Genomic DNA, 24,663 nt, shown 5'->3' with positions numbered 1-24,663 from the left:
ATCACCCGTAAAGGTGATCTTTTTTATACTTCCATAATAATCGGTAAAATCATAGGTTTTCTCTTTGTCTCTTCGTACAAGAACTGCCCTAATAATTCACGAATATTTTGTTTTAACATAGACCATTCAATTGAATACTCTTTAATCGATTGCTCAACAATCATACGTACAATCTCTGTAGAGCGGTCAATTAACGCTTCTGATTCACGAACATACACAAAACCACGTGAAATGATTTCTGGACCAGAGATAATTTTCTTTTCATCTTTACCAAGTGTTACAACAACTACTAATATTCCATCTTGAGATAACATTTTTCTATCTCGAAGAACGATATTACCAACGTCACCTACACCTAATCCATCAATTAACACATTACCAGCTTGTACTTTGCCAACTAAGTTTGCGTCATCGTCACCAAAAGCAATCACATCACCTTTTTCTACGATAAAGATATTCTCTCTTGCAATACCTACATCTTCAGCTAAATATGCATGTGCTTTTTGCATACGGAACTCACCATGTACGGGTACAAAATATTTCGGTTTCATTAAATTTAACATTAACTTTAATTCTTCTTGGCTACCGTGACCTGAAACGTGAACTTTTCTTTCACCGTAATAAATAACATCAGCTCCAGCTCTAAATAACAAGTCAATAATTTTCGATACAGATATTTCATTACCCGGAATTGGAGAAGCCGCAATAATAACCGTATCGCCTTTACGAATTGAAATTTGTTTATGAGCTTGCTTCGCCATTCTAGAAAGGGCTGCCATCGGTTCACCTTGGCTACCTGTCGTTAAAATAGCTACCTTTTTCTCTGGGAAATTGTCTACTTCTTGTAGTGAAATAACCATACCTTCTGGAACATCTAAATAACCAAGACGTCTTGCGATATCTACCACTTTCACCATACTACGTCCTACAACCGCTACTTTTCGTCCTGTTTCAGCAGCTGCATCAAATACTTGTTGAATACGATGTACATTCGATGCAAATGAAGCAACGATAATACGTCCTTCTGCGCCGTAGAACACTTTAGAAATTTCTACACCAACTTCTTTTTCAGAACCTGTATAGCCTGGACGCTCAGCATTTGTACTATCAGATAATAAGCACAGTACGCCTTCATTTCCGATTTGTGCCATTTTTCCAAGGTCTGCTCCACTATTTCCAATTGGAGTTTGATCGAATTTAAAGTCTCCCGTGTATACGATAGCACCTTTTGATGTATGGAAACAAACACCAACAGAATCTGGAATACTATGTGTCGTTCCAAAGAATGACACCGTTGTAGTATTAAACTCTACTGTTGAATTTGAATCGATTGTTTTTAAGTCTACACGGCCTAACATACCCGCTTCGCCAAGTTTTTCTTGTATAAGTCCTACTGTTAATTTCGTTGCATACACTGGAATTGATAATTTACGAAGTACGTAAACAATTCCACCAATATGATCTTCATGACCGTGAGTAATAAATAAACCTTTTACTCGCTCTTGGTTTTCCACTAAATATGTAATATCAGGAATAACGATATCAATTCCAAACATTTCATCTCCTGGGAACATTAATCCTGCATCTACAATAAAGATTTCAGAATCAATTTCAACACAGTACATGTTTTTCCCGATTTCACCTACTCCACCAAGAGCAAATACTTTAACAGACTCATTCTCTTTTCTCTTCATGTTGTTGCCTGGTTTAAAAATCTTTCAAACACTGATTTCACTAAAATTGCAGAGACACCAGGGGAAACTCTACAACCACCATATATTCACCGTCCAAGACGAATGTCCTTACCGTTATGCGATATCATGTCCTTGTTTATTTTTTAAACCAGGTTTCACCTCTCTTTCATTATATAAATCAAATATCTTATTCGATATGATATGAAAATGTAATCAAATTATAATTTTTACCAATTTTGCTAAGCATACCCGTACTAAGCTACTTAGCCATATTATACCTGATACAAGAAATAGAACACAAGTTAAATCGTGCGAAAGAGAAAGTAAAAGAACGGAATTACAACAAAAGTATCGAACGTATTTCCTTTATATTTACTCCGATTTTATACTCCATATTATTTTGAAGAAATAGCCATAAATACGCTAAATTTATTTCATTATATGGATTTTCAAGACTTATTTTTCTAGAATCGAACAAAAACACTTATAAAATGAAGCTTTTTTATGAATCACGTCACATTTGAGGCAATTCCTCTGAAAAACAGAATCGATAGTTTATTACGTTTATACAAATGTTTATTCTATAATAACTGTGTTTTTTTGATTCATTTAAAGGGGTACAATTATTTTCTTGTACATGTTGCAAAACATAATGAAAAAGCAATCAAACACATGGAGTAATATGGTAGGTAAAAAAGAGCGGCAAAGATTTTCATACCATAAAAAAATGACCTAGTTCTACACTAGGTCATTTTTTTATTAACGAGGGATAGATTGCATAACAGATTGTAACGTTACTCTTTCTTCTTCTGTTAATGGAAGAAGTGGTAAACGTACAGAACCTACATCTAACCCAACCATTTGTAACGCTGTTTTTACTGGCGTTGGGCTTGGCGCCATAAATAATGAATCCGTTACTCTTACAAGTAATTGATGTAATTTTTGCGCCTTTTTAAATTCTCCTGCTTGGAATGCTGCAATCATTTCTTGCATTTCATTTCCAATCACATGAGATGCTACAGAAACGATACCTTTCGCTCCAACTGCCATAGCTGGTAACGTTAAACCATCATCACCGCTGTATACTGCAAAGTCGTCCGCTGTTTTTTCAATGATTTCTGTCATTGTTAACACATCGCCGCCTGCATCTTTAATCGCAACAATGTTTTCTATTTCTGATAAACGAACAACTGTATCAACGGAGATTTGTACAATAGATCGTCCTGGAACGTTATATAGCATAACCGGAAGCGGCGTGCTTTCAGCAATTGCTTTAAAGTGCTGATACATTCCTTCTTGACTCGGTTTGTTATAATACGGTGCTACTAGCATTACTGCATCAACACCAACCTCTGTTGCCTTTTTAGTTAAGTCAATAGAAGCATGCGTATTATTACTACCTGTTCCAGCGATTACGGGCACCCTTTTATCGACAACAGATACGACATGGCGATATAACGCTACTTTTTCTTCTGAAGTTAATGTAGGAGATTCTCCTGTCGTTCCTCCTACCACGATTGCTGTTGTACCGTTATCTATTAAATAATTTACCAATTTCGTTGTCTTCGCAAAATCGATATTTCCGTTTTTATCAAACGGAGTTACCATCGCGGTTGCAATTGTCCCAAAATCTATCATGGTCTCACTCCTTATTGTTCCAGTTGCTTTTCTTTTGAAAGCTCAAACGCACTATGTAATGCATTTACAGCCTCCACTAAATCAGTTTCTTTTACAAGAACCCAAATTGTCGTATGGCTATCTGCCGATTGCAGAATTTGAATACCTTTTTCCGCTAAAGCTGTAACGATTTTCGCAGTAACCCCTGGGTATCCTGCCATTCCAGCTCCTACAATAGATACTTTTGCACAATGCTCTGTCACAATTGGCTCATATCCAAGGTTTTTTAATAATTCAACTGCACGACTTGATACACTATCACTCACCGTATAAGCTACCCCAGTAGGTGAAATGTTAATTAAATCGACACTGATTCCTTCATTCGCCATTTCTTTAAACACATGCTGTTGCAAATCATATGCTGTTTCTTTTGCAAGCACTTTAATTTGCGTCACATTTGATACATGAGCGATACCTGTAACAGGACGTTCTTCTACATCACGGCCTTTTGTCGCACCGTCCGATGCTGAAATCAGCGTACCTTCACTATCAGAATACGTAGAACGTACACGAAGTGGTACTTTGGCATGCATCGCAATTTCAACTGCACGTGGATGAACGACTTTTGCACCTTGATATGCCATGTTACAAATTTCATTGTATGTTACCGTTTGAAGATGACGTGCATCTTTTACAATGCGAGGATCCGCAGTCATAACACCTTCTACATCTGTAAAGATATCAATAAATTCAGCATGAAGCGCAACACCTAATGCAGAAGCTGAAGTATCGCTACCTCCGCGTCCAAGTGTTGTCGTATCACCTTTTTTCGTTTGACCTTGGAATCCTGTAACGACGATTACATCTAGATTTTCTAGCTCTTCATGTATACGATCGCAGTTCATTTCAATAATCTTAGCATTTGTAAAATCATCATTTGTTACAAAACCAGCTTGTGCACCATTTAATGCCGCTGCTTTTATACCGTTCTCATTTAACATGTTAGAGAAGACGATTGCTGAGATTAATTCTCCGCATGATAATAATAAATCTTGCTCACGATTAGAAATGCGAGATTCCTCTTGATTTACAAGACTTAACAAAGTATCAGTTGCATATGGTTCACCTTTACGGCCCATAGCAGATACGACAGTAACTACTTTATAACCCGCATCTAGCGATTTTTTTATATGATGAAGCGCATGCTTACGTCCATTTTCATCACGTACGGATGTGCCACCAAATTTTTGAACAATAATTTTCATATTTTGCACCTTCTCTTAGCCGTTTACACTAATTGTAATTTTACTAAGCGCTCTGCAATTTGAACAGAATTCCATGCAGCGCCTTTTAATAAGTTATCAGATACGACCCAAAGATGGAATCCTTTATCGTTATTTAAATCTTTACGGATTCTTCCAACGAATACTTCGTTTTTACCTACTGCAGTAGCTGGCATTGGATATAACTGCTCTTCTGGATTATCTTGCAGAACGATACCTTCCGCATTTGCAAGTAAGCTCTTGAATTCTTCTACTGTTACACCTTCTTTTTCTACTTCGATGTAAACAGACTCAGAGTGACCTGATACAACTGGTAAACGTACACATGTTGCCGCTACTTCTAATTCAGGCATATGCATAATTTTTTTCGTTTCATTAATCATTTTCATTTCTTCAAACGTAAATCCATTATCTTGGAATTTATCAATCTGTGGAATCGCGTTGAAAGCAATTTGGAAATGTTTCTTATCACCTGATACAGGTAAAACATTCGCCTTCACTTCTTCACCATTTAAGATTGCTTGTGATTGTTCATGAAGTTCTTCAATCGCTGCCGCACCAGCACCTGATACAGCTTGATATGTGGAAACGATTACTCGTTTTAAACCATATTGCTGACGAACTGGCTCAAGAGCTACTACCATTTGAATTGTAGAACAGTTTGGATTTGCAATAATACCATTATGTTCTTTTAAGTCGTTTTCATTTACTTCAGGTACAACAAGTGGCACGTTTTCTGTCATACGGAATGCACTTGTATTATCAACAACAATCGCACCGCGCTTTGCTGCTTCTGGCGCTAATTGTTTTGATACAGATCCACCAGCACTAAATAGTGCGATATCTACTCCTTCAAAACTTTCAGGAGTTGCCTCTTGAACTGTAAATTCTTCGCCTTTAAATACAAGTTTCTTACCTGCAGATCGTTTAGATGAAAGTAACGTTAACTTCCCGATTGGAAATTCTCGTTTCTCTAAAGTATTTAACATTTGTTCACCAACTGCGCCGGTTGCTCCAACTACAGCGACATGAAAAGTTTTTTGCTTTTCCATCACTATGCCCCTTTCTAGATACCAATCCTTCTATAACTTAGAATTAGAAGGAGTATACAATACCCCTTCTAATCTTAATAACGTTAATTTTATCATATTCTACAGTAAGAATGATGGTTTCATCAAAAATTGTCCGTTTTTTTTCGTTTTTTAATTCATATATCTGAATTTTTCTACGACAACCGGCTGCAATTGCTTCCCTTGCAGCGCTTCTAATACTGTATCTTCCAGCAGCTCCATGCGAGCTACCATTGAGTTTGGTTTTTTCTCTGGTGCATCTTGACCGAATGGGACGAAGTAGATGTTTTTTGTTGCCATTAGGCGCATGAGATTTACTCCATTCAGCCCTAAAGCATCATTCGTCGAAACAGCCAATACGACAGGCTTGCCATTTCTTAACGTCGCTTTCGCTGCCATTAGTACTGGAGAGTCTGTCATTGCATTTGCAAATTTACTCATAGAATTTCCTGTTAGTGGTGCAATTACCATACAATCTAGTGGAATTTTAGGTCCTAGTGGTTCTGCGCCAACGATTGAATTAATTGCTTTAAATCCTGTTACTTCTTCAATCTTTTTAATCCACTCTGCTCCTTCTCCAAATCTCGTGTTTGTTGATTGAACAGTGTAAGAAACAACGGGGCGTACTTCTGCTCCCTCAGCAATTAATTTTTCTAAATGAGGCATTACTTCTTCGTACGTACAATGTGAACCAGTAAAACCAAACCCTATTCTTTTCCCTTTTAAATTCATTCCCCATTCTCCTTTCTTGCTATTACGTCTTCTGCTAGTAACTGAGAAAGAACGTTCGCTAAAATTTGTCCTGCTGTTTTTGGAGCAACAATACCTGGTAATCCAGGTGCTAACAGCGCTTTGACTCCTCTTTTTTCCGCATATCTAAAGTCGGTACCGCCTGGTTTAGAAGCTAAATCAATTACTAACGTATGAGCCGGCATTTTCGAAATAACATTTGCTGTCACGATGAGATGCGGAATTGTATTAATGACAATATCGATATTTCCTACTTCTTTCTCAATATTTTGCATATGAAAAGGAGAAAACATCATTTCTGTAATACGTGCAATATGTTCCGATCGTCTTGCTCCAACTTTGACATGGGCTCCTAATGATTGAAATGCTCTGGCAACACTCATCCCTGTTCTACCAAATCCTAAAACCATTACATTAGAACCATGAATTGTATAGTCGGTATGTTGAATTACCATCATTAATGTACCTTCTACAGTTGGTATAGAATTGTAGATTGCCACATCATCACGATCAAATAATTTAACAAGTTTGCGGTTTGTAGTAGATACGAGATTTTCCAAGTAAGGCGTACCAATACCTGAATATATAGTAAAGTGTTCTGGTGTATTTTCAATTTGTTCTTTCGTTATAGAAACTTTTTCGTTTGAAAAAATAGTATCTACTTCTCCCTTGGCATTTGTACCTGCAACTGGCAAAATAATTGCATCTACAGAAGTGAAATCTAAATTTTGTATACTTTCTTTTGCTGCCCCTGTGAAGCCATGATCTAACTGATCAAACCCTATCAATGAAAGTTTCGCATCCAATTCAACTAGCTTGCGAATTACTTCTAGCTGTCTTGCATCTCCTCCTATGACAGCAATATGCATCTCAGTCAACATTCCCTAATTCACCTTCTTTTTCTGTCATTTATAAGAAAAGTGCCTACTTTTTCTTTTTCCTCCACATCATATGTAATGTACGAGTTTTAGGTGATTGAAAAACAAAAGCACGTATGATTTATCCCGCTATTTGTATGCAGTTAGACCTCCATCTCAACATTCGACATATGAGAGGACATTATACGGGAAATTGATTTCCGGTAAACGCTCGATTCATGTGAGCTTTTACTCAGAGGAGAATGAACAAAAAAAGATGACCAAAATGGCCACCTTTCACTTCGAATTTGAATGATCCGTAATATCACAAAGGATCATATCATGCCCTACTTTCTTAATTTGGCTCCACGTGACTCTTACTTCTTGTGGTTCCTTTTTAAAACCTCCCCATTTCCCAGCCGGTATGATAAGAGCCTGTATTTGGCCATCCTTCTCATCAATCTCTAAATCAACATAACCTAAAACTCCCATTTTTTCTGCTCTTTCTAAATTTACAATCTCTTTGCCACTTAATTCACTTAATCGCATACACTCTCCCCCAACCGAATTATGAATTTAAGTTATCTATAATTAGTACCTATTCTGTATATCCCAAAAAAATAACCGTATCTCATTTAAAAGAGATACGGTTATTTTTACATACTTCATATAAAGCAATTATAGTTTTATTCCTTTTGGAAGTTTTCCATCTGGACTAATTAATGCTGCAGAGAATTCATCTGTAAACATGTTACGAATTAACTCATCAACATTTTCTTTTGTTACTGTGTTTACACTTTCAATAATCTCATCAAGTGAACGATGCTTACGAAGTAGCAATTCATTTTTACCATTACGGCTCATACGGCTATTCGTACTTTCTAAACTTAACATTAAGTTTCCTTTTAATTGCTCTTTACTATTAATAAGCTCTTTTTCTGTAATACCTGTATTTTTCAATGTTTCTAATGTTTCTTGCATTGTTTCATACAGTGTATCTAATTGTTGGCTACCTGTTCCACCATACAGCGTTAACATACCTGTATCTTCATAAGAAGAATGGTAAGAAAATACTGAATAGGCTAACCCGCGTTGCTCACGTACTTCTTGGAATAAACGGCTACTCATACTACCGCCTAAAACGTTATTTAATACAATTAAGTTATAAATATCTTCGTGTCCCATTTGTAAGCCTTTATATCCTAAGCATAAATGAGCTTGTTCTGTTTCCTTTTTACGTGCTACCTTATTAAAATGGAAAATTGGGCTATGTACTTGTTCACGATTTGTTGTTCCTTCATAACTACCGAAATATTGCTCTACTGTTTGTAAAAAGGCTTCATCAATATTCCCTGCAACTGAAACAACGACATTTTCAGGTGTGTAATGATCCTTGATATATTGGCGTAGCGTATCACCTGTAAACGTATCAAGCGTTTCTTCTGTTCCTAAAATAGGATATCCAAGCGGATGCGTTTCATATGTTGCTTTCGTTAACATATCATGCACAATATCATCTGGAGCATCTTCGTACATTTTAATTTCTTCACATACGACATTCTTCTCTTTTTTCAGTTCTTCCTCATCAAATGTTGAATTAAAGAACATATCTGCTAATACATCTAAAGCATATTTAGCATGCTCATCTAGCACTTTTGCATAATAACAAGTGTATTCTTTTGAAGTAAAAGCATTCACTTGCCCACCAATGCTATCAAATGATTCTGCAATTTCGCGTGCACTACGTGTTTCTGTTCCTTTAAAGAACATATGCTCTAAAAAGTGGGAAACCCCGTTATTTTTTTCATTTTCATTTCTTGATCCCGCATGGATCCAAATACCAATCGCAACCGATCTTACAGTTGGTATATTCTCCATAACAATTCTTACACCATTTTTACAAGTATATTTTTTAATCAAAAACTTTCCTCCTACTGCCAGTTTCTCTAAATAAGTGCTATTATTTAATGATAACAAGTTTAAGGATGAATGTCATGCAAATGTATTTAATCCACACGTTTTTCATCCAGTAATTCTGTTATATTCCCTACTTTATATCCTTGTTCCTTCAATTTTGTAATCATTGTATCTAATGCTTCTGCTGTAGATGACGTTGGATGCATTAATACGATAGCACCTGGATGTATTTTTCTCATCACTCTCTGCAATAGTACCTCTGGCTCAGGTCGCTTCCAATCAATTGTATCTACAGTCCACATAATCGTTCCCATTTGGAAATCATCTGCAATTTTCACGACTTCATCCCGAAAACTTCCACTCGGCGGAGCAAACCATCTTACCTTTTGATTCGTAGCTGCTTCGATCATTCGATTTGTTTTTTGTAACTGATCTCGGATTTCATCAGAAGATAGCGTTTTCATATTAGGGTGTGTGTAAGAATGATTTCCGACTTCTTGATTTGCATCAACAATCATTTTGGCAAATCGCAAATTTTCCTTCACCCAACGTCCTTCTAAAAAGAAAGTCGCTTTCACATCATGTTTTTTCAATATTTCTAATATACGAGGCAAATACTCGTTTCCCCACGCCACATTTATTGTTAATCCCACCATCTTTTTATTTGGATGTCCCCTATAAATTGGGGCTGGTGATAAATCTTCTAAGTGGACACTCGGTGATACTTCCTTGAATTCAAGATTTCTTTGATCAAATTTCTTTAGTTTCTTCATATTATTATAGGATGCTTCGATATCAACTTGTCTTCCATTATATCCTGGTGTTGATTTCCATATCTTATCAATCATCGCATTTTGAGGTGCAATCTCATATTGTTTTGCATGTTTTTGAATTTCTTCATATAAGTTATCCTGTGCAAAAACGGAATAAGAGCCTACACTGACATATAAAAAGAATATACATATGTATGCCAATACACGAGCTTTCATATAAACCCTCCCATTAACTATATAAAAACCTTTTTTCTTCTTATCTTTGTTAATTTGAGCGTTATAATGAAAACTATACCTATACTGACATAAAAATATATGTAAATCATATTTTTTACATAACAAAAAAAGCCAGTTTAACTGGCTTTTACTTATTGCTGCTCTTGTTTGTTTTCTTCTTTAGCAGCTTCTTTTTCTTGCTCTTCTTTTAGCAATACTTTTCTAGATAGATTCACGCGACCTTGCTTGTCAATCTCGATAACTTTAACTGTAATTACATCACCGATTTTCACAACGTCTTCTACTTTACCTACACGCTCAAGTGCAAGTTCAGAAATGTGAACTAATCCGTCTTTACCGCTGAATAATTCAACGAAAGCACCGAATTTCTCAACACGTTTCACTTTTCCTTCGTAGATTTCACCTACTTGTACTTCGCGAACGATATCTTCGATAATTTTCTTAGCTTTGTCATTCATTTCTTGATTTATTGAAGAAATGAATACTGTACCATCTTGCTCGATGTCAATTTTAACGCCAGTTTCTTCAATAATTTTATTGATTTGTTTACCGCTCGGCCCAATAACGTCACGGATTTTATCTGGGTTAATTGTCATTGTAATAATCTTTGGAGCATAAGCTGATAATTCAGTACGTGGCTCTGCAATAACAGATAACATATGATTTAGAATGTGCACACGACCAACTTTCGCTTGTTGTAATGCCTCTTCTAAAATTTCACGAGATAGACCATCTATTTTAATGTCCATTTGCAGTGCAGTTACACCTTTTGCTGTACCTGCTACTTTAAAGTCCATATCGCCTAAATGATCTTCCATACCTTGAATATCAGATAAAATTGTGTAATGCTCACCAGTTTTAACTAGACCCATTGCAATACCTGCAACTGGAGCTTTAAGCGGAACACCAGCATCCATCATTGCTAAAGTACTACCACAAATACTTGCTTGTGAAGTAGAACCATTTGATTCTAAAACTTCAGATACAAGACGTACTGTATATGGGAAATCTTTTTCAGATGGAATTACAGGCTCAAGAGCACGTTCTCCTAGTGCACCGTGACCAATTTCACGACGACCTGGTCCACGCATCGGTCTTGTTTCACCAACACTAAATGATGGGAAATTGTAATGGTGCATAAAACGTTTTGATTCTTCTACACCAAGACCATCTAAAATTTGTACATCACCTAATGCACCTAATGTACAAATACTTAATGCTTGTGTTTGTCCACGTGTGAATAAACCAGAACCGTGTGTACGAGATAAAATACCAACCTCTGATGCTAATGGACGGATTTCGTCACCTTTACGGCCATCTGGGCGGATTTTTTCAACTGTAATAAGACGACGTACTTCTTCTTTTACAATTTTATATAAAATCTCACTTACTTGTCCTAATGTATCAGCGTCAGCTTCCTGCGCTTCGTAATGCTCAATTACACGCTTTTTCACTTCGTTAATTGCATCTTCACGTGCATGTTTTTCATGTACTTGAATTGCAGAATGCATATCCTTCTCAGACATTTCACGTACAGCTTGATTAAGATCAGCGTCAACTTCATAAAGTTTCACTTCTGATTTCTCTTTACCTACAGCTTGTACAATCTCTTCTTGGAATGCAATTAGACGTTTAATTTCGTCATGTCCAAACATAATTGCTTCTAACATTGTTTCTTCAGGCACTTGATCTGCTCCTGCTTCAACCATGTTAATTGCATCTTTCGTACCAGCTACAACAAGGTGAATATCACTTTGTTCTTGCTGTTCTACTGTTGGATTAATAACGAATTCGCCGTTAATACGACCAACTGTTGCACCCGCGATTGGGCCTTCAAATGGAATATCTGAAATCGATAACGCTAATGAAGAACCTAGCATAGCTGCCATTTCAGAAGAACAATCTTGATCAACACTCATTACTATGCTGACAACTTGTACTTCGTTACGGAAACCATCTGCGAAAAGCGGACGAATTGGACGGTCGATTAAACGACTTGCCAAAATTGCTTTTTCACTCGGACGACCTTCACGTTTAATGAAACCGCCAGGAATTTTTCCGACTGCATATAAACGCTCTTCATAATTTACTGTAAGTGGGAAGAAATCTACATTTTTTGGTTCTTTTGATGCAGTTGCTGTAGATAGAACCGCTGTATCGCCATATCTTACTAATACTGCTCCGTTCGCTTGCTTCGCAAGCTGACTTGTTTCAACTGTTAGCTGGCGACCAGCTAAATCTATCGAGAAGACTTGCTTTTCTTGACTCATTTAAGTACCCCTCTCAATTTAAAGTATTCAATTCTTCTATGTAAATGGATAGTATATCACAATATTCTACCTCTAGTATTACCGAAAATGAAGTAAGCTATAAAGGGTAGAAGATATATTTTTACCTAACAAAAAAGCGGGAATATTCCCGCTTCTTTGACTATCGACGTAAGCCAAGCTTTGTGATTAATTCACGGTAACGTGTGATATCGCTATTACGAAGGTAAGTTAGTAAGTTACGACGTTTACCAACCATCTTTAATAGACCACGACGTGAATGATGATCTTTCTTGTGAGTACGTAAGTGCTCGTTTAGAGTGTTAATTTGCTCCGTTAGGACAGCAATTTGAACCTCTGGAGAACCAGTATCAGTCTCATGAGTTCTAAATTGTGCAATGATTTCATTTTTACGCTCTTGTGTTAAAGCCATCCTATTTCACCTCCTATTAATTAAACCCCCAATTACCTAGCAAGCGTCGGTGAGTCGCAATGCCAAGCAATGGTTGTCATAAAGTACATAACATAGAATACTACTTTTCATTTGAAAAAGCAAGTATATTCTTTTCGTTCGCAAAATATTCTTGTGCTATTTTCTTATCTTTTGCAATTTGTTCAACTAACTCATCGATGCCATTGAATTTTTTTTCTTCTCTTATACGCATATGCCACTCTACTGTAACATTTTGATCATATATGTCTTTGTTAAATTCAAATAAGTGCACTTCAATAGATAATTGACGCTCATCTTCTTTAAAAGTTGGTTTATATCCAATATTACATACACCATCGTACCATTCATCGTGAACTTTTAATCTCACTGCATAAACACCTACAGGTGGTAATAGATACTCATCACTTAAACCTATATTAGCTGTGGGAAAACCAATTTGACGTCCACGCTTATCACCGTGTACAACTGTTCCCCCTACTGTATATGCTCTACCTAAAATAGATGGAATTTGTTCCATTTCGCCATTTCGAATTAACTTTCGTAATGCTGTAGAACTTACTTTCTCTTCTTGAAATTCAACTTTTTCAATCACAGTCTGTGTAAACTCCCCTCTTGCATGAAATGGTAAAGTCTCCATCTTTCCTTTTCCTAAACGTCCATATGAATAATCAAACCCTGCTACTACATGCTTTACATTCAAACCAATAATATAATCATCTACAAATTGTTGTGGCAATAAGCCTGCAAACGATTCATCAAATTTAATAACATATAATATATCGATCCCTAAGTTTTCGACTATTTTTTCTTTATCACACATTGGTGTAATATACTCCGCATGCGCTTCCTTTTTTCCTAAAACAACAGATGGGTGCGGATAAAATGTCATAACTGCACTTTTATATCCTCGTTCATCAGCTATTTGTTTCGCAGTTCGAATCACACATTGATGTCCTAAATGAATGCCATCAAAAAATCCTAATGCCATTACAGTAGGTGGTAATTCTAATTTATTTTGTTCATGTGGATGAGTTAAATGAATAAGTTTCACGCTTGAATTCACCTTTTTCTGAAATAATCCTTCCAATAATTCATTATAGCTTTAGTTCTTGATTATTCACAAGTACTTTCATCGGCTTTAGCATACCAGGGTGTTTTGGATGGTGCTCATAAATTGCAAGGCAACGATTATTTGTATCAAACACTGTTATAAATGGCGCCGTTATTTGCAATTCATTTTTTAAGAACATACCATTCTTTATTTTCTCTGCTTGCTTTTCATCTACAACCATTTTCGGAAACTTACTTAATGCTTCATCAATTGAAATGAAGATAGACTCTACTGTTCCATTTTGCACGTTTTCTTCAATTTCTTCAAATGATATGCAATCTTCTAATAAAAACTCACCAGAAGCTGTTCTTACAAGGTGAGACATATGTGATGGGAAACCAAGTTTTTCACCAATCATTACTGCTAACGTTCTTACATATGTCCCTTTACTACACGTTACACGGAAACGGAATGAAATATTTCCCCCCTCAAACACTTCACGGTCATCTAGTAATACAAATTCATGAATTGTAATTGTACGAACTGGACGTTCAACTTCTTGTCCTGCTCTTGCATATTCATATAATTTTTTTCCGTTAACTTTTACAGCTGAAAACATTGGAGGCATTTGTTCAATCGTACCTGTTAATGCAGCAAGAGCCCCTTCTACTTCCTTACGAGTAATAACACGATCTACATTTTTCGTTTCAACAACTTCACCAGAAGCATCTTCAGTTGTCGTTGAAAATCCAAGTGTTACTTCACCTTCATATGTTTTCGTCTCACTTGTTAAAAATTGTGCAATCTTCGTTGCTCGTCCTACACAAATAGGTAATACTCCTGTTACATCTGGATCTAATGTTCCTGTATGACCAATTCGTTTCTCACGCAATATCTTTCTTAATTTAAATACACAATCATGTGATGTCATGCCTTTTGGCTTATGTAATAATACTACACCTTCCATATATGTTCACCTCATCATAATTCTTTCATAGTAATTATCCAAAATTAATTTTGCATTGAAAAAATGGATAGACAAATGTCTATCCATTATTCTTCACGTTTACCGTCTTTATTAATTTGATGTAAAAGTGTATCAATTCGATGACCATATCCGATAGACTCATCAAACTCAAAGGAAATTTCCGGTGTTTTACGAAGACGAATACGCTGGCCAATTTCTGAACGAATGAAACCTTTTGCCTTCGCTAAACCTTTTAATGTACTTTCTTTCTGTTCCTCATCACCTAAAACAGAAATATATACTGTAGCAATTTGTAAATCTCCACTCACTTGTACATCTGTTACTGTAACAAATCCAACACGTGGATCTTTAATTTTACGACTGATGATGTCGCCTAATTCTTTTTTCATTTGCTCGCCTACACGGTTTGCACGTAATTTCATAACTCTTCACCTCATTCAATACCATTCCAATTGTGTTATTGTACGTTCAATTTCAGGAAATGAATCGATGTACTCGAGTACACGATTCATTTCTTTTTCACAAATAACACGATTAGAGGATACAGAAACAATTGCAATTTCTGTACGTTGCCATACATCTTGATGCCCTACTTCTGAAACAGCTACATTATAACGCTGCTTCACACGAGTTAGCACCCGTTGCAAAATTGCTCGTTTCTCTTTTAAAGAATGCACATCGTAAATCATACACTCGAATGAGAGTGAAGCGATAATCATCGCTTCACTTCTTCCATAATGTACGCTTCAATGATGTCCCCTTCTTTAAGATCATTATATCTCTCAATTGTAATACCACACTCATAGTTTTGTGCAACTTCTTTTACGTCATCTTTGAAACGTTTTAACGTATCAAGTTGTCCTTCGAAAATTACTACGCCATCACGGATAATACGCACGCCACTATCACGTGTAATTTTACCGTCAATTACGTAACAACCTGCGATTGTTCCAACTTTTGTTACTTTGAATGTTTGGCGTACTTCCGCTTGACCGATTACTTTTTCTTCGAATTCTGGATCCAGCATACCTTGCATTGCTGATTCGATTTCTTCGATTACTTTATAGATAATACGGTGTAAACGAACATCAACATTCTCTAATTCAGCTGTACGCTTCGCATTCACATCAGGGCGTACGTTAAATCCAATTACAATTGCATTAGATGCAGAAGCTAAAATAACATCAGATTCTGTAATCGCACCTACGCCTGTATGGATAATTTTAACTTTAACACCTTCAACATCAATTTTACGAAGTGACGCTGCCATTGCTTCTACAGAACCTTGTACGTCTGCTTTCACAATTAAGTTAATTTCTTTTACATCGCCTTCTTGGATTTGTTGGAATAAATCTTCAAGGCTTAATTTAGATTTTTCACCACGTTGAGCAAGTAACGCTTCTTGTGCACGTGATTCACCGATTTGACGAGCTTTCTTCTCATCAGCGAATGCCATGAAACGATCTCCCGCTTGTGGTACTTCGTTTAAACCTGTAATTTCAACAGGAGTTGATGGACCAGCAACTTTTACACGACGACCAATATCACTTACCATTGCACGAACACGTCCGAATGAAGTACCAACAACGATTGGATCTCCAACTCGAAGTGTACCGTTTTGAACAAGTAATGTCGCGATAGTTCCTTTACCTTTATCAAGCTGTGCTTCGATTACAGTACCAGTTGCATAGCGGTTTGGATTTGCTTTATATTCTTCTACTTCACTTACAAGAAGAATCATTTCTAATAAGTTGTCAATTCCTTCACCTTGAATTGCAGAAATTGGTACGAAAATTGTATCTCCGCCCCAAGCTTCTGGAACTAATTCATATTCTGTTAATTCTTGCATTACACGATCAGGATTTGCCGCTGGTTTATCCATTTTATTCACAGCTACAATAATTGGTACTCCAGCTGCTTTCGCATGGCTAATTGCTTCAACTGTTTGTGGCATAACACCGTCATCAGCTGCAACAACAAGGATTGTAATATCCGTTACTTGCGCACCACGAGCACGCATCGTTGTAAATGCCGCGTGACCAGGCGTATCTAAGAATGTAATCTTCTTGTCATTTACTTCAACTTGGTATGCACCAATATGCTGAGTAATTCCACCTGCTTCGCCTGCAGTTACTTTTGAATTACGGATAGAGTCAAGTAAAGTTGTTTTACCATGGTCAACGTGCCCCATAATTGTAACTACAGCTGGACGCTCTTTTAAGTTCTCTTCATCATCTTGCTCATCGATGAATGTTTCAAATTCAGTTTCACTTACAACTACTTCTTCTTCTACTTCAATACCATAATCAGTAGCAATTAACTCAATTGTATCTTTATCTAAGTCTTGGTTAATTGTTGCCATAATCCCAAGCATAAAGAGCTTCTTAATAATTTCAGATGGCTCTTTGCTTAATTTTTTAGCAAGCTCACCTACTGTAAGACTTCCAGAGAAAGTAACTTTATCTGGTGTTTCTACAGTTTGTGTTTGTTGTCTTCCAGCAAAGTTATCTTGACGTTTGTCTTCATTTCCTTTGCCTTTTTTCTTTTTCTTATTGCTGTTCTTTTTACTACGAACAACTTTTTCTTCTACTTCAAACTCATCTGCAACAGAAGGTTTTTCAGTTTGATACGCATTATCTAATTTATTTACTACTTCATCTTCTAACATTGTCATATGATTCGAAACCTCGATATTCATTTCTTTTAGTTTTGTCATAAGATCTTTACTTGAGATATTATGTTGTTTTGCATATTCATGCACTCGAATTTTACTCATACCTTCACCCCCGGTAATTTGTATCGAGCATGCTACGCAGCTTTTTCGCAAAGCCCTCATCTAACACAGCTACAACGACTCGCTCGTCTCTCCCAATCGCATGCCCTAATTGTTGTCGATTTTCGACCTTTCTCATTGGTACGTTGTAATACGTCGCTTTATCCGTGATGCGTTTTGTAGTATTTGCTGACGCATCTTCAGATAGCAATACAAGTTTTGCTTTGCCACTTCGTACTTCTTTTAAAACAAGTTCTTCACCCGAAATAATTTTCCGAGCCCGGTTTGCTAGTCCTAAAAACGATTTCCAATCGGACACTTATTTCGACTCCTTCTCAACAAGCTCAAGAAGCTCTTCGTATAGAGAACCGTCGATTTTCGCTTTTAGATGATGTTCCAAAACATTTTTCTTTTGGGCTTGAAGAATACTTTCTTTATCTTTTGATAAATAAGCACCTCGTCCTGATTTCTTTCCAGTTAAATCAATGGACACTTCTCCCTCTTTGGAACGAACAATGCGAACGAGCTCTCGTTTTGATTTCATTTCTTGCGTTGCAACACATTTTCGTAACGGAACTTTTCGATTGCTCATACTCATCACCTCTATTCGATTTCGTCTTCAACTGAATCGAATCCGAATGCGATTACGCTATCTTCTTCTGTTACAATACCAAGTTGTTTCGCATCAGACTCACTCTTAATATCAATTTTCCAACCTGTTAATTTAGCTGCAAGACGTGCATTTTGTCCACGCTTACCAATAGCTAATGACAGTTGGTGGTCTGGAACAACAACTGTTGTTGCTTTTTCTTCTTCATCTACAAGCACTTTAACAACTTGTGATGGGCTTAAAGCATTTGCAACATATTCTACTGGATCATTTGACCAGCGAACGATGTCAATCTTTTCGCCTTTTAGTTCGTCTACAATGCGTTGTACACGTTGTCCTTTCGGTCCTACACAAGAACCTACTGGATCAACATCAATGTTCTCTGCATGTACAGAAATTTTAGAGCGATCGCCTGCTTCGCGTGCTACAGAACGAATTTCAACAGTTCCATCATAAATTTCAGGAACTTCCATTTCGAATAAACGTTTTAAAAGACCAGGATGTGTACGTGATACGTAAATTTGTGGTCCTTTCGTTGTTTTTTCTACTTTCGTAATGAATACGCGAATACGATCATGTGGTTTGTACTGTTCGTTTGGCATTTGCTCACTTACAGGTAATAAAGCTTCTACTTTCCCTAAGCTTACATAGATGAAACGAGCATCTTGACGTTGTACGATACCCACCATGATATCTTCTTCACGGTCACTAAACTCAGAGTAAATAACACCACGCTCTGCTTCGCGCACTCGTTGTGTTACAACCTGTTTTGCAGTTTGTGCTGCAATACGACCGAAATCTTTTGGTGTTACTTCAATCTCTAGTACGTCACCATCTTGATAGTTTGGATTAATTTGTCTTGCTTCTTCAACAGAAATTTCAAGACGTGGATCAAACACATTATCAACAACGTCTTTACGTGCTAAAACTTGAATTGTTCCCACTTCTGGGTTAAAGCTCACACGAACGTTCTGTGCTTGGTTAAAATTGCGTTTATAAGCAGAGATTAACGCTGCTTCAATCGCATCAATAATAATATCTTTGCTAATTCCTTTTTCTGACTCTAATACGAGCAAGGCATCTAACAACTCAGTGCTCATGAAGATCCCCCTTCTAACTAAAACGTAACAGCAAGTCGCGCATTTGCAACTTTATCCATTGAAATTTGGATTTCTTTTTTACGTGTTTTAATTGTTAATAATAATGTAATTGTAGTACCATCGTAGGAAAGTAGCTTTCCTTCAAACATTTTTTCACCATCAATCGGCTCATATGTTTTAATTGCCACTTGTTTTCCTACCGCTTGCTGGAAGTCTTTCTCTTTCTTTAATGGGCGTTCCGCTCCAGGAGATGATACATCCAAAAAGTAAAGATGAGGAATTGGATCCTCTTTATCTAAAGCTTCGCTTAAACGTTCACTTACCGCACCGCATTCTTCAATGTCGACTCCCTTTTCAGAATCGATGAATACGCGTAAGAACCAGTCTTGTCCTTCTTGCACATACTCTACATCTACAAGTTCAAGATTTAACTCTTCAACGATTGGCTGCGCAAATGCTTCTACAACTTCTGTGACTTTCTTATCCATAAACAGCCTCCTTCCTGCCGCCATGTACCATTTACAAGAAAAGACCCCGTCCATAAAAACGGTCCATCTTATTCTTTCTCGTTAGCTAATAAAAGCCCCTGCCGTTAAGCAGGGAATATCTGTCTTAGTATTACCAAATTTAAGAAGTAAAACTTGTAACAAAATATGTATATACGACAGAAATTTCTTACCTCTCCACATCAATAAAACGTAGATAGTAACACGAAAGAGTGGGTTTCCCCACTCTTTTTTTTACACAATATACATGACATGGTTATCTCGGTTAATAGTATACCATAGCAAATGTTGATTTGCAAAGAATTTTCCTACCTATTAGAACAGTGATAACTGGTTTTGATCAGGTAGATCACCTAAGCAACCTTGACTATCTAAATACTCAATAATTGTTTTCGAAACCTTACTGCGCTGCTGCAGGTCTTCTTTTGATAAGAAATCTCCATTTTTGCGTGCTTCTACAATACTTAAAGCTGCATTTGTACCAAGTCCAGGCACTGCATTAAATGGAGGAATTAAAGTATCCCCATCAATAATAAATTCTGTTGCATGCGAACGGTATAAATCAACCTTTTGGAATGAGTATCCACGCTCACACATTTCAAGTGTCATTTCTAGTACTGTTAATAAACTTTTCTCTTTCGGCGCTGCATCCAAACCTTTTTGCGCAATTTCATCAATTCTTACACGTATAGATGCTGAACCTTTCGCCATCGCCTCTACATCAAAGTCATCTGCACGAACTGTAAAGTATGCCGCATAGAATAGAAGCGCGAAATGTACTTTAAAGTATGCAATACGTACAGCCATAAGTACGTAAGCAGCCGCATGGGCTTTAGGGAACATGTACTTTATTTTCTTACATGAATCAATATACCAACCTGGTACATTATTACTTTTCATGTCATCTTCCCATTCTTCCGGTACACCTTTACCTTTACGAACTGACTCCATGATTTTGAAGGCTAATGATGGGTCTAAACCTTGATAGATTAAATATACCATGATGTCATCACGACAACCGATAACTTCACTCAGCGTACATGTACCGTTATAAATTAACTCGTTTGCATTACCAAGCCATACGTCTGTACCATGTGATAGTCCAGAGATTTGGACTAACTCAGAGAATGTCGTAGGTTTCGTCTCTTCTAACATCTGCCTTACGAATTTCGTACCAAACTCTGGTATACCAAGTGTACCTGTTTTACAGTTAATTTGTTCTTCCGTTACCCCTAACGATTCCGGGCCTGAGAAAATTTTCATTACTTCCGGATCGTCTGTTGGGATTGTTTTCGGATCAATACCACTTAAATCTTGTAACATACGAATAACAGTAGGATCATCGTGTCCTAGTATATCAAGTTTCAATAAATTATCATGAATGGAGTGGAAATCAAAGTGTGTAGTTCTCCACTCAGCCCCTATTGAATCTGCCGGAAACTGAATTGGTGAGAAATCAAAGATATCCATGTAATCTGGCACAACGATAATACCACCTGGATGCTGTCCGGTTGTACGTTTTACGCCCGTACATCCTGCTACTAAGCGGTCAATCTCTGCATTTCGAATCGTTAAATTATGATCATTTGCATAACCTTTTACATATCCATAAGCCGTTTTTTCCGCAACTGTACCTATTGTACCCGCACGGTACACATAATCTTCACCGAACAGTACTTTCGTATAGTTATGGGCACGTGGTTGGTATTCCCCGGAGAAGTTCAGATCGATATCGGGTACCTTATCTCCTTTAAATCCAAGGAACGTTTCGAACGGAATATCATGTCCATCTTTCACGTATGGAACATTACATGCAGGACATTCTTTATCCGGCAAGTCAAAACCAGAACCTACAGAACCATCATTAAAGAATTCTGATTGCTTACACTTCGGACATACATAGTGTGGTGGTAACGGGTTTACTTCTGTAATTTCCATCATCGTTGCAACGAATGATGAACCTACCGATCCACGCGAACCTACTAAATATCCGTCTACTAACGATTTTTTCACAAGCTTATGTGAAATTAAATAAATTACGGCAAATCCATGCCCAATAATACTTTTTAATTCTTTTTCTAAACGTGCTTCTACAATTTCAGGTAACTCTTCACCATAAATGCTACGCGCCATTTTATAACTCATATCACGCGTCTCATCATCTGCACCTTCAATTTTCGGTGTATATAGATCATCTTTCACTGGATGAACATCACCAATTAATGATGCAATCTTTTGTGTATTCGTTACAACAATTTCTTTCGCTACGTCTTCACCTAAGAATGAAAAACACTCTAACATTTCATCCGTTGTACGGAAATGTACAGGTGGTAATGAATGCCGGTTTAACGGATTGGCTCCGCCCTGCGAACTGACTAAAATCTTGCGATACATTGCATCCTCTGGATCTATATAATGCACGTTTCCTGTAGCAACAACTGGTTTATCTAACGTCTCACCTAGTTTTACTAAGTTAGAAATAATTGTTTTTAATTGTCCCTCATCTCGAACAAGTTCACGCTCTACTAAATGACGTAACACCTCTGGAGGCATTACTTCAATGTAATCATAGAACTGCGCAATTTCTTCTACCTCTTCAGGAGCTTTTTGCATCATCGCCTCAAACACTTCACCTTTATCACAAGCCGTTCCTACTAAAATTCCTTCACGATATTTTTTTAATAGTGACCTTGGTACTCGTGGTACACGGTAAAAGTAATTTAGGTGAGAATAGGAAACAAGTTTATATAAATTTTTCAACCCTACATCTGATGTCGCAAGTAACGTCATATGACTTGGACGTCCACGCTTATACGCATCCCCTTGCCCCATGCTATCATTTAATTGATCGTGATATTCAAATCCCTTTTCAATCACATCTTTTAACATTTTCACAAGTAAGTATCCCGTTGCTTCTGTATCATAAATCGCACGGTGATGTTGCGTTAATTCAATATCAAGCTTTTTACACATCGTATTTAATCGATGGTTTTTCATTTCCGGGAATAAGAATCTTGCAAGTTCTAACGTATCAATAACAGGATTATTCGTTTTTTCTAGTCCAGCCTTTTTAAAACCTACGTTAATAAAGCCCATATCAAAACTTGCGTTATGAGCAACAAGTGTATGGTCACCCATCCATGCTTCAAACTTTTTAAACACTTCGTCCACTTCTGGTGCATCCGTTAACATATCATCTGTAATACCTGTTAATTCAATGATCGTCGCAGATAATGGTTGATGTGGATTTGCGAAAGATTCAAAGCGGTCAATAATTTCGCCACCTTTTACTTTTACAGCCGCTAACTCGATAACAGTATCATATACAGCTGATAAACCTGTCGTCTCAACGTCGAAAACAACATAAGTTTCCTCTGCAAGTAAACGATGCGCTTCGTTATATGCAATCGGTACACCATCATTAACTAAATTCGCCTCTACACCATATATAACTTTAACCCCAGCCTTTTTACCCGCAGAATATGCCTCTGGGAAAGACTGCGCAACAGCATGGTCTGTAACAGCGATTGCCTCATGTCCCCATTTACCTGCTTGGGCAACAAGTCTAGAAACAGGAGTAACAGCGTCCATTTGGCTCATCGGTGTGTGAAGATGCAGCTCTACACGTTTTTCACCTTCTGGCGCTTTATCTTTACGAGACGGTCCTGTTATTTCATTTATATCATTTGCAATCATTACTAAATCTCGAACGAATGTATCATTTTGAACAGAACCACGCGCTTTCACCCACATTCCTTTTTTCAAGGATTGCAGCATTGGAATATCTTCTTTGTCACGCGAGAACATTTTAATCATAATTGAATCCGTATAGTCTGTTATTTTTAAAGTTAATAACGTACGGCCACTACGTAGCTCTTTCGTTTCTACATGGAAGACATACCCTTGAACTGTTTTTCTTCTTTCTTCATCTTGAATTTCTCGCATCGGTGTAATCTCTTCATCCGGCTTAATAAGATATCCGAGTACAACCGGTCCTTCATGCACAACGCTACTTTCTTCAGCTTGCTTCTTTGCCATTTCTTCCATAGCTTGTATAACACGTTCACGATCTTCTTGCTGCGTTTGCTCACGAAACTTTTGCATTTCTTCTGTATTTTGCTGTATATGTGTGTCTAACTGAAAACGCGGGAATCCAAAAGTTTCGTATTGATCCCCTACTGGTTTCGCAACGTTTTTCTTTAAAGCAGTAGATTCCAGCTCATTATTCACATTTATTAGCAACTTCACTCCATTCACCTGCGGAAGCTGCTTTTTTAAGTAAGCAAACATAGGTGAAAATGTAATTCGTTCCGTACAAAGTGGCCAATACGCCCTCACTTCTTCTTCTGTAAATTGTTTATTCTCTGTTTCTAATGCAAATGTTGTTCTTGCAATATGAGAAAATGATTGCTTAAGCTTTGTTTCTAGCAATTCATATAATTCTGTAGGCAAAATTCGTGGCACTTGTAAATCAAAATGCCAACTTTTATTCGTTTTATCAATAACGAGCCTTTCAATGCCACCACCTTGTAAATATTGATTTATAAGGTCGTCTGGTATTTGCAACTGCTGGAGCAAAATTTGAAATCGCTCTTGTTGTTCATTTGTTAAAGACATAAGCACTCTCCTTCCATTTGCTATTATAAATTGAAACGTACTACAAAGAAAGATTTCTCCCTCCTTCTTTTACAAAATACGTTTACAAAGAAAGAGAAG

At 37.0% G+C, this 24,663-nt stretch carries 21 protein-coding genes; all 21 read right to left on the bottom strand.

Features of this window, described 5'->3' with window-relative positions:
• Nucleotides 1–23: 23 nt before the first annotated feature.
• The 21 genes from ACSG5Z_RS13635 to ACSG5Z_RS13535 all read right to left on the bottom strand — a co-directional run bounded on the left by ACSG5Z_RS13635 (nucleotide 24) and on the right by ACSG5Z_RS13535 (nucleotide 24,564).
• Nucleotides 24–1,694 (bottom strand): ribonuclease J, encoded by a 1,671-nt coding sequence (locus ACSG5Z_RS13635; RefSeq protein WP_000823079.1) that lies wholly within the window; start codon nucleotides 1,692–1,694, stop codon nucleotides 24–26.
• A gap of 759 nt (nucleotides 1,695–2,453) precedes the next feature.
• Nucleotides 2,454–3,332, bottom strand: a complete 879-nt coding sequence (gene dapA / locus ACSG5Z_RS13630) for a 4-hydroxy-tetrahydrodipicolinate synthase (protein ID WP_000564777.1) — start codon at nucleotides 3,330–3,332, stop codon at nucleotides 2,454–2,456.
• An 11-nt stretch (nucleotides 3,333–3,343) separates the two neighbouring features.
• Nucleotides 3,344–4,576 (bottom strand): aspartate kinase, encoded by a 1,233-nt coding sequence (gene dapG / locus ACSG5Z_RS13625; RefSeq protein WP_000692477.1) that lies wholly within the window; start codon nucleotides 4,574–4,576, stop codon nucleotides 3,344–3,346.
• Between the two features lie 23 nt (nucleotides 4,577–4,599).
• Nucleotides 4,600–5,646, bottom strand: coding sequence for an aspartate-semialdehyde dehydrogenase (asd, locus tag ACSG5Z_RS13620; RefSeq protein ID WP_000414854.1), 1,047 nt, complete (start codon nucleotides 5,644–5,646; stop codon nucleotides 4,600–4,602).
• A gap of 150 nt (nucleotides 5,647–5,796) precedes the next feature.
• The gene (dpaB, locus tag ACSG5Z_RS13615) at nucleotides 5,797–6,396 is read right to left on the bottom strand and encodes a dipicolinate synthase subunit B (RefSeq protein WP_001049480.1); all 600 of its coding nucleotides are present in this window, start codon (nucleotides 6,394–6,396) and stop codon (nucleotides 5,797–5,799) included.
• Entirely contained in the window at nucleotides 6,393–7,295 is a 903-nt protein-coding gene (dpaA, locus tag ACSG5Z_RS13610; RefSeq protein ID WP_435711548.1) for a dipicolinic acid synthetase subunit A, read from the bottom strand. The genes dpaB and dpaA overlap by 4 nt, the downstream gene beginning before the upstream one ends.
• A gap of 273 nt (nucleotides 7,296–7,568) precedes the next feature.
• Complete coding sequence (locus ACSG5Z_RS13605; protein WP_001239751.1) at nucleotides 7,569–7,820, bottom strand: YlmC/YmxH family sporulation protein; 252 nt, start codon at nucleotides 7,818–7,820, stop codon at nucleotides 7,569–7,571.
• Between the two features lie 129 nt (nucleotides 7,821–7,949).
• A complete protein-coding gene (locus ACSG5Z_RS13600) occupies nucleotides 7,950–9,191 on the bottom strand; it encodes a M16 family metallopeptidase (protein WP_000593006.1) in 1,242 nt (413 codons plus the stop codon).
• 86 nt (nucleotides 9,192–9,277) lie between these two features.
• On the bottom strand, nucleotides 9,278–10,177 hold the full coding sequence (locus ACSG5Z_RS13595) for a polysaccharide deacetylase family protein (protein ID WP_088064282.1): 900 nt from the start codon (nucleotides 10,175–10,177) through the stop codon (nucleotides 9,278–9,280).
• A gap of 152 nt (nucleotides 10,178–10,329) precedes the next feature.
• The gene (gene pnp / locus ACSG5Z_RS13590) at nucleotides 10,330–12,468 is read right to left on the bottom strand and encodes a polyribonucleotide nucleotidyltransferase (RefSeq protein ID WP_046957398.1); all 2,139 of its coding nucleotides are present in this window, start codon (nucleotides 12,466–12,468) and stop codon (nucleotides 10,330–10,332) included.
• Between the two features lie 160 nt (nucleotides 12,469–12,628).
• Nucleotides 12,629–12,898: a 30S ribosomal protein S15 gene (rpsO, locus tag ACSG5Z_RS13585; RefSeq protein ID WP_001229392.1), complete on the bottom strand. Its 270-nt coding sequence runs from the start codon at nucleotides 12,896–12,898 to the stop codon at nucleotides 12,629–12,631.
• A 100-nt stretch (nucleotides 12,899–12,998) separates the two neighbouring features.
• Entirely contained in the window at nucleotides 12,999–13,970 is a 972-nt protein-coding gene (ribF, locus tag ACSG5Z_RS13580; protein ID WP_088123292.1) for a bifunctional riboflavin kinase/FAD synthetase, read from the bottom strand.
• A gap of 43 nt (nucleotides 13,971–14,013) precedes the next feature.
• Complete coding sequence (gene truB, locus ACSG5Z_RS13575; protein WP_435711547.1) at nucleotides 14,014–14,937, bottom strand: tRNA pseudouridine(55) synthase TruB; 924 nt, start codon at nucleotides 14,935–14,937, stop codon at nucleotides 14,014–14,016.
• 86 nt (nucleotides 14,938–15,023) lie between these two features.
• Nucleotides 15,024–15,380, bottom strand: coding sequence for a 30S ribosome-binding factor RbfA (gene rbfA, locus ACSG5Z_RS13570; protein WP_000776445.1), 357 nt, complete (start codon nucleotides 15,378–15,380; stop codon nucleotides 15,024–15,026).
• A gap of 15 nt (nucleotides 15,381–15,395) precedes the next feature.
• Complete coding sequence (locus ACSG5Z_RS13565; protein ID WP_000582364.1) at nucleotides 15,396–15,677, bottom strand: DUF503 domain-containing protein; 282 nt, start codon at nucleotides 15,675–15,677, stop codon at nucleotides 15,396–15,398.
• Complete coding sequence (infB, locus tag ACSG5Z_RS13560; RefSeq protein WP_000036353.1) at nucleotides 15,674–17,734, bottom strand: translation initiation factor IF-2; 2,061 nt, start codon at nucleotides 17,732–17,734, stop codon at nucleotides 15,674–15,676. The genes ACSG5Z_RS13565 and infB overlap by 4 nt, the downstream gene beginning before the upstream one ends.
• A 4-nt stretch (nucleotides 17,735–17,738) precedes the next feature.
• Nucleotides 17,739–18,050, bottom strand: a complete 312-nt coding sequence (locus tag ACSG5Z_RS13555; protein WP_001286521.1) for a YlxQ family RNA-binding protein — start codon at nucleotides 18,048–18,050, stop codon at nucleotides 17,739–17,741.
• On the bottom strand, nucleotides 18,051–18,323 hold the full coding sequence (gene rnpM / locus ACSG5Z_RS13550) for an RNase P modulator RnpM (RefSeq protein ID WP_000071127.1): 273 nt from the start codon (nucleotides 18,321–18,323) through the stop codon (nucleotides 18,051–18,053).
• Between the two features lie 11 nt (nucleotides 18,324–18,334).
• On the bottom strand, nucleotides 18,335–19,441 hold the full coding sequence (nusA, locus tag ACSG5Z_RS13545) for a transcription termination factor NusA (protein ID WP_000102596.1): 1,107 nt from the start codon (nucleotides 19,439–19,441) through the stop codon (nucleotides 18,335–18,337).
• Between the two features lie 17 nt (nucleotides 19,442–19,458).
• Nucleotides 19,459–19,929, bottom strand: a complete 471-nt coding sequence (gene rimP / locus ACSG5Z_RS13540) for a ribosome maturation factor RimP (protein ID WP_000359099.1) — start codon at nucleotides 19,927–19,929, stop codon at nucleotides 19,459–19,461.
• Between the two features lie 333 nt (nucleotides 19,930–20,262).
• The gene (locus ACSG5Z_RS13535; protein ID WP_098145662.1) at nucleotides 20,263–24,564 is read right to left on the bottom strand and encodes a PolC-type DNA polymerase III; all 4,302 of its coding nucleotides are present in this window, start codon (nucleotides 24,562–24,564) and stop codon (nucleotides 20,263–20,265) included.
• Between the last annotated feature and the right edge of the window lie 99 nt (nucleotides 24,565–24,663).

The organism is Bacillus pretiosus, assembly GCF_051294775.1.
In the GTDB taxonomy this organism is placed as follows: Bacteria; Bacillota; Bacilli; order Bacillales; family Bacillaceae_G; genus Bacillus_A; species Bacillus_A wiedmannii.
The sequence above is the reverse complement of the archived record's forward strand: the minus strand, read 5'-3'. Positions and strand labels throughout refer to the sequence as shown.

Excerpts from the sequence above, each read along its gene's own strand:
- ACSG5Z_RS13635 (WP_000823079.1), bottom strand. The coding sequence starts at position 1,694 with ATGAAGAGAAAAGAGAATGAGTCTGTTAAAGTATTTGCTCTTGGTGGA.
- dapA (WP_000564777.1), bottom strand. The coding sequence starts at position 3,332 with ATGATAGATTTTGGGACAATTGCAACCGCGATGGTAACTCCGTTTGAT.
- dapG (WP_000692477.1), bottom strand. The coding sequence starts at position 4,576 with ATGAAAATTATTGTTCAAAAATTTGGTGGCACATCCGTACGTGATGAA.
- asd (WP_000414854.1), bottom strand. The coding sequence starts at position 5,646 with ATGGAAAAGCAAAAAACTTTTCATGTCGCTGTAGTTGGAGCAACCGGC.
- dpaB (WP_001049480.1), bottom strand. The coding sequence starts at position 6,396 with ATGAATTTAAAAGGGAAAAGAATAGGGTTTGGTTTTACTGGTTCACAT.
- dpaA (WP_435711548.1), bottom strand. The coding sequence starts at position 7,295 with ATGTTGACTGAGATGCATATTGCTGTCATAGGAGGAGATGCAAGACAG.
- ACSG5Z_RS13605 (WP_001239751.1), bottom strand. The coding sequence starts at position 7,820 with ATGCGATTAAGTGAATTAAGTGGCAAAGAGATTGTAAATTTAGAAAGA.
- ACSG5Z_RS13595 (WP_088064282.1), bottom strand. The coding sequence starts at position 10,177 with ATGAAAGCTCGTGTATTGGCATACATATGTATATTCTTTTTATATGTC.
- pnp (WP_046957398.1), bottom strand. The coding sequence starts at position 12,468 with ATGAGTCAAGAAAAGCAAGTCTTCTCGATAGATTTAGCTGGTCGCCAG.
- rpsO (WP_001229392.1), bottom strand. The coding sequence starts at position 12,898 with ATGGCTTTAACACAAGAGCGTAAAAATGAAATCATTGCACAATTTAGA.
- truB (WP_435711547.1), bottom strand. The coding sequence starts at position 14,937 with ATGGAAGGTGTAGTATTATTACATAAGCCAAAAGGCATGACATCACAT.
- rbfA (WP_000776445.1), bottom strand. The coding sequence starts at position 15,380 with ATGAAATTACGTGCAAACCGTGTAGGCGAGCAAATGAAAAAAGAATTA.
- ACSG5Z_RS13565 (WP_000582364.1), bottom strand. The coding sequence starts at position 15,677 with ATGATTATCGCTTCACTCTCATTCGAGTGTATGATTTACGATGTGCAT.
- infB (WP_000036353.1), bottom strand. The coding sequence starts at position 17,734 with ATGAGTAAAATTCGAGTGCATGAATATGCAAAACAACATAATATCTCA.
- rnpM (WP_000071127.1), bottom strand. The coding sequence starts at position 18,323 with ATGAGCAATCGAAAAGTTCCGTTACGAAAATGTGTTGCAACGCAAGAA.
- nusA (WP_000102596.1), bottom strand. The coding sequence starts at position 19,441 with ATGAGCACTGAGTTGTTAGATGCCTTGCTCGTATTAGAGTCAGAAAAA.
- rimP (WP_000359099.1), bottom strand. The coding sequence starts at position 19,929 with ATGGATAAGAAAGTCACAGAAGTTGTAGAAGCATTTGCGCAGCCAATC.
- ACSG5Z_RS13535 (WP_098145662.1), bottom strand. The coding sequence starts at position 24,564 with ATGTCTTTAACAAATGAACAACAAGAGCGATTTCAAATTTTGCTCCAG.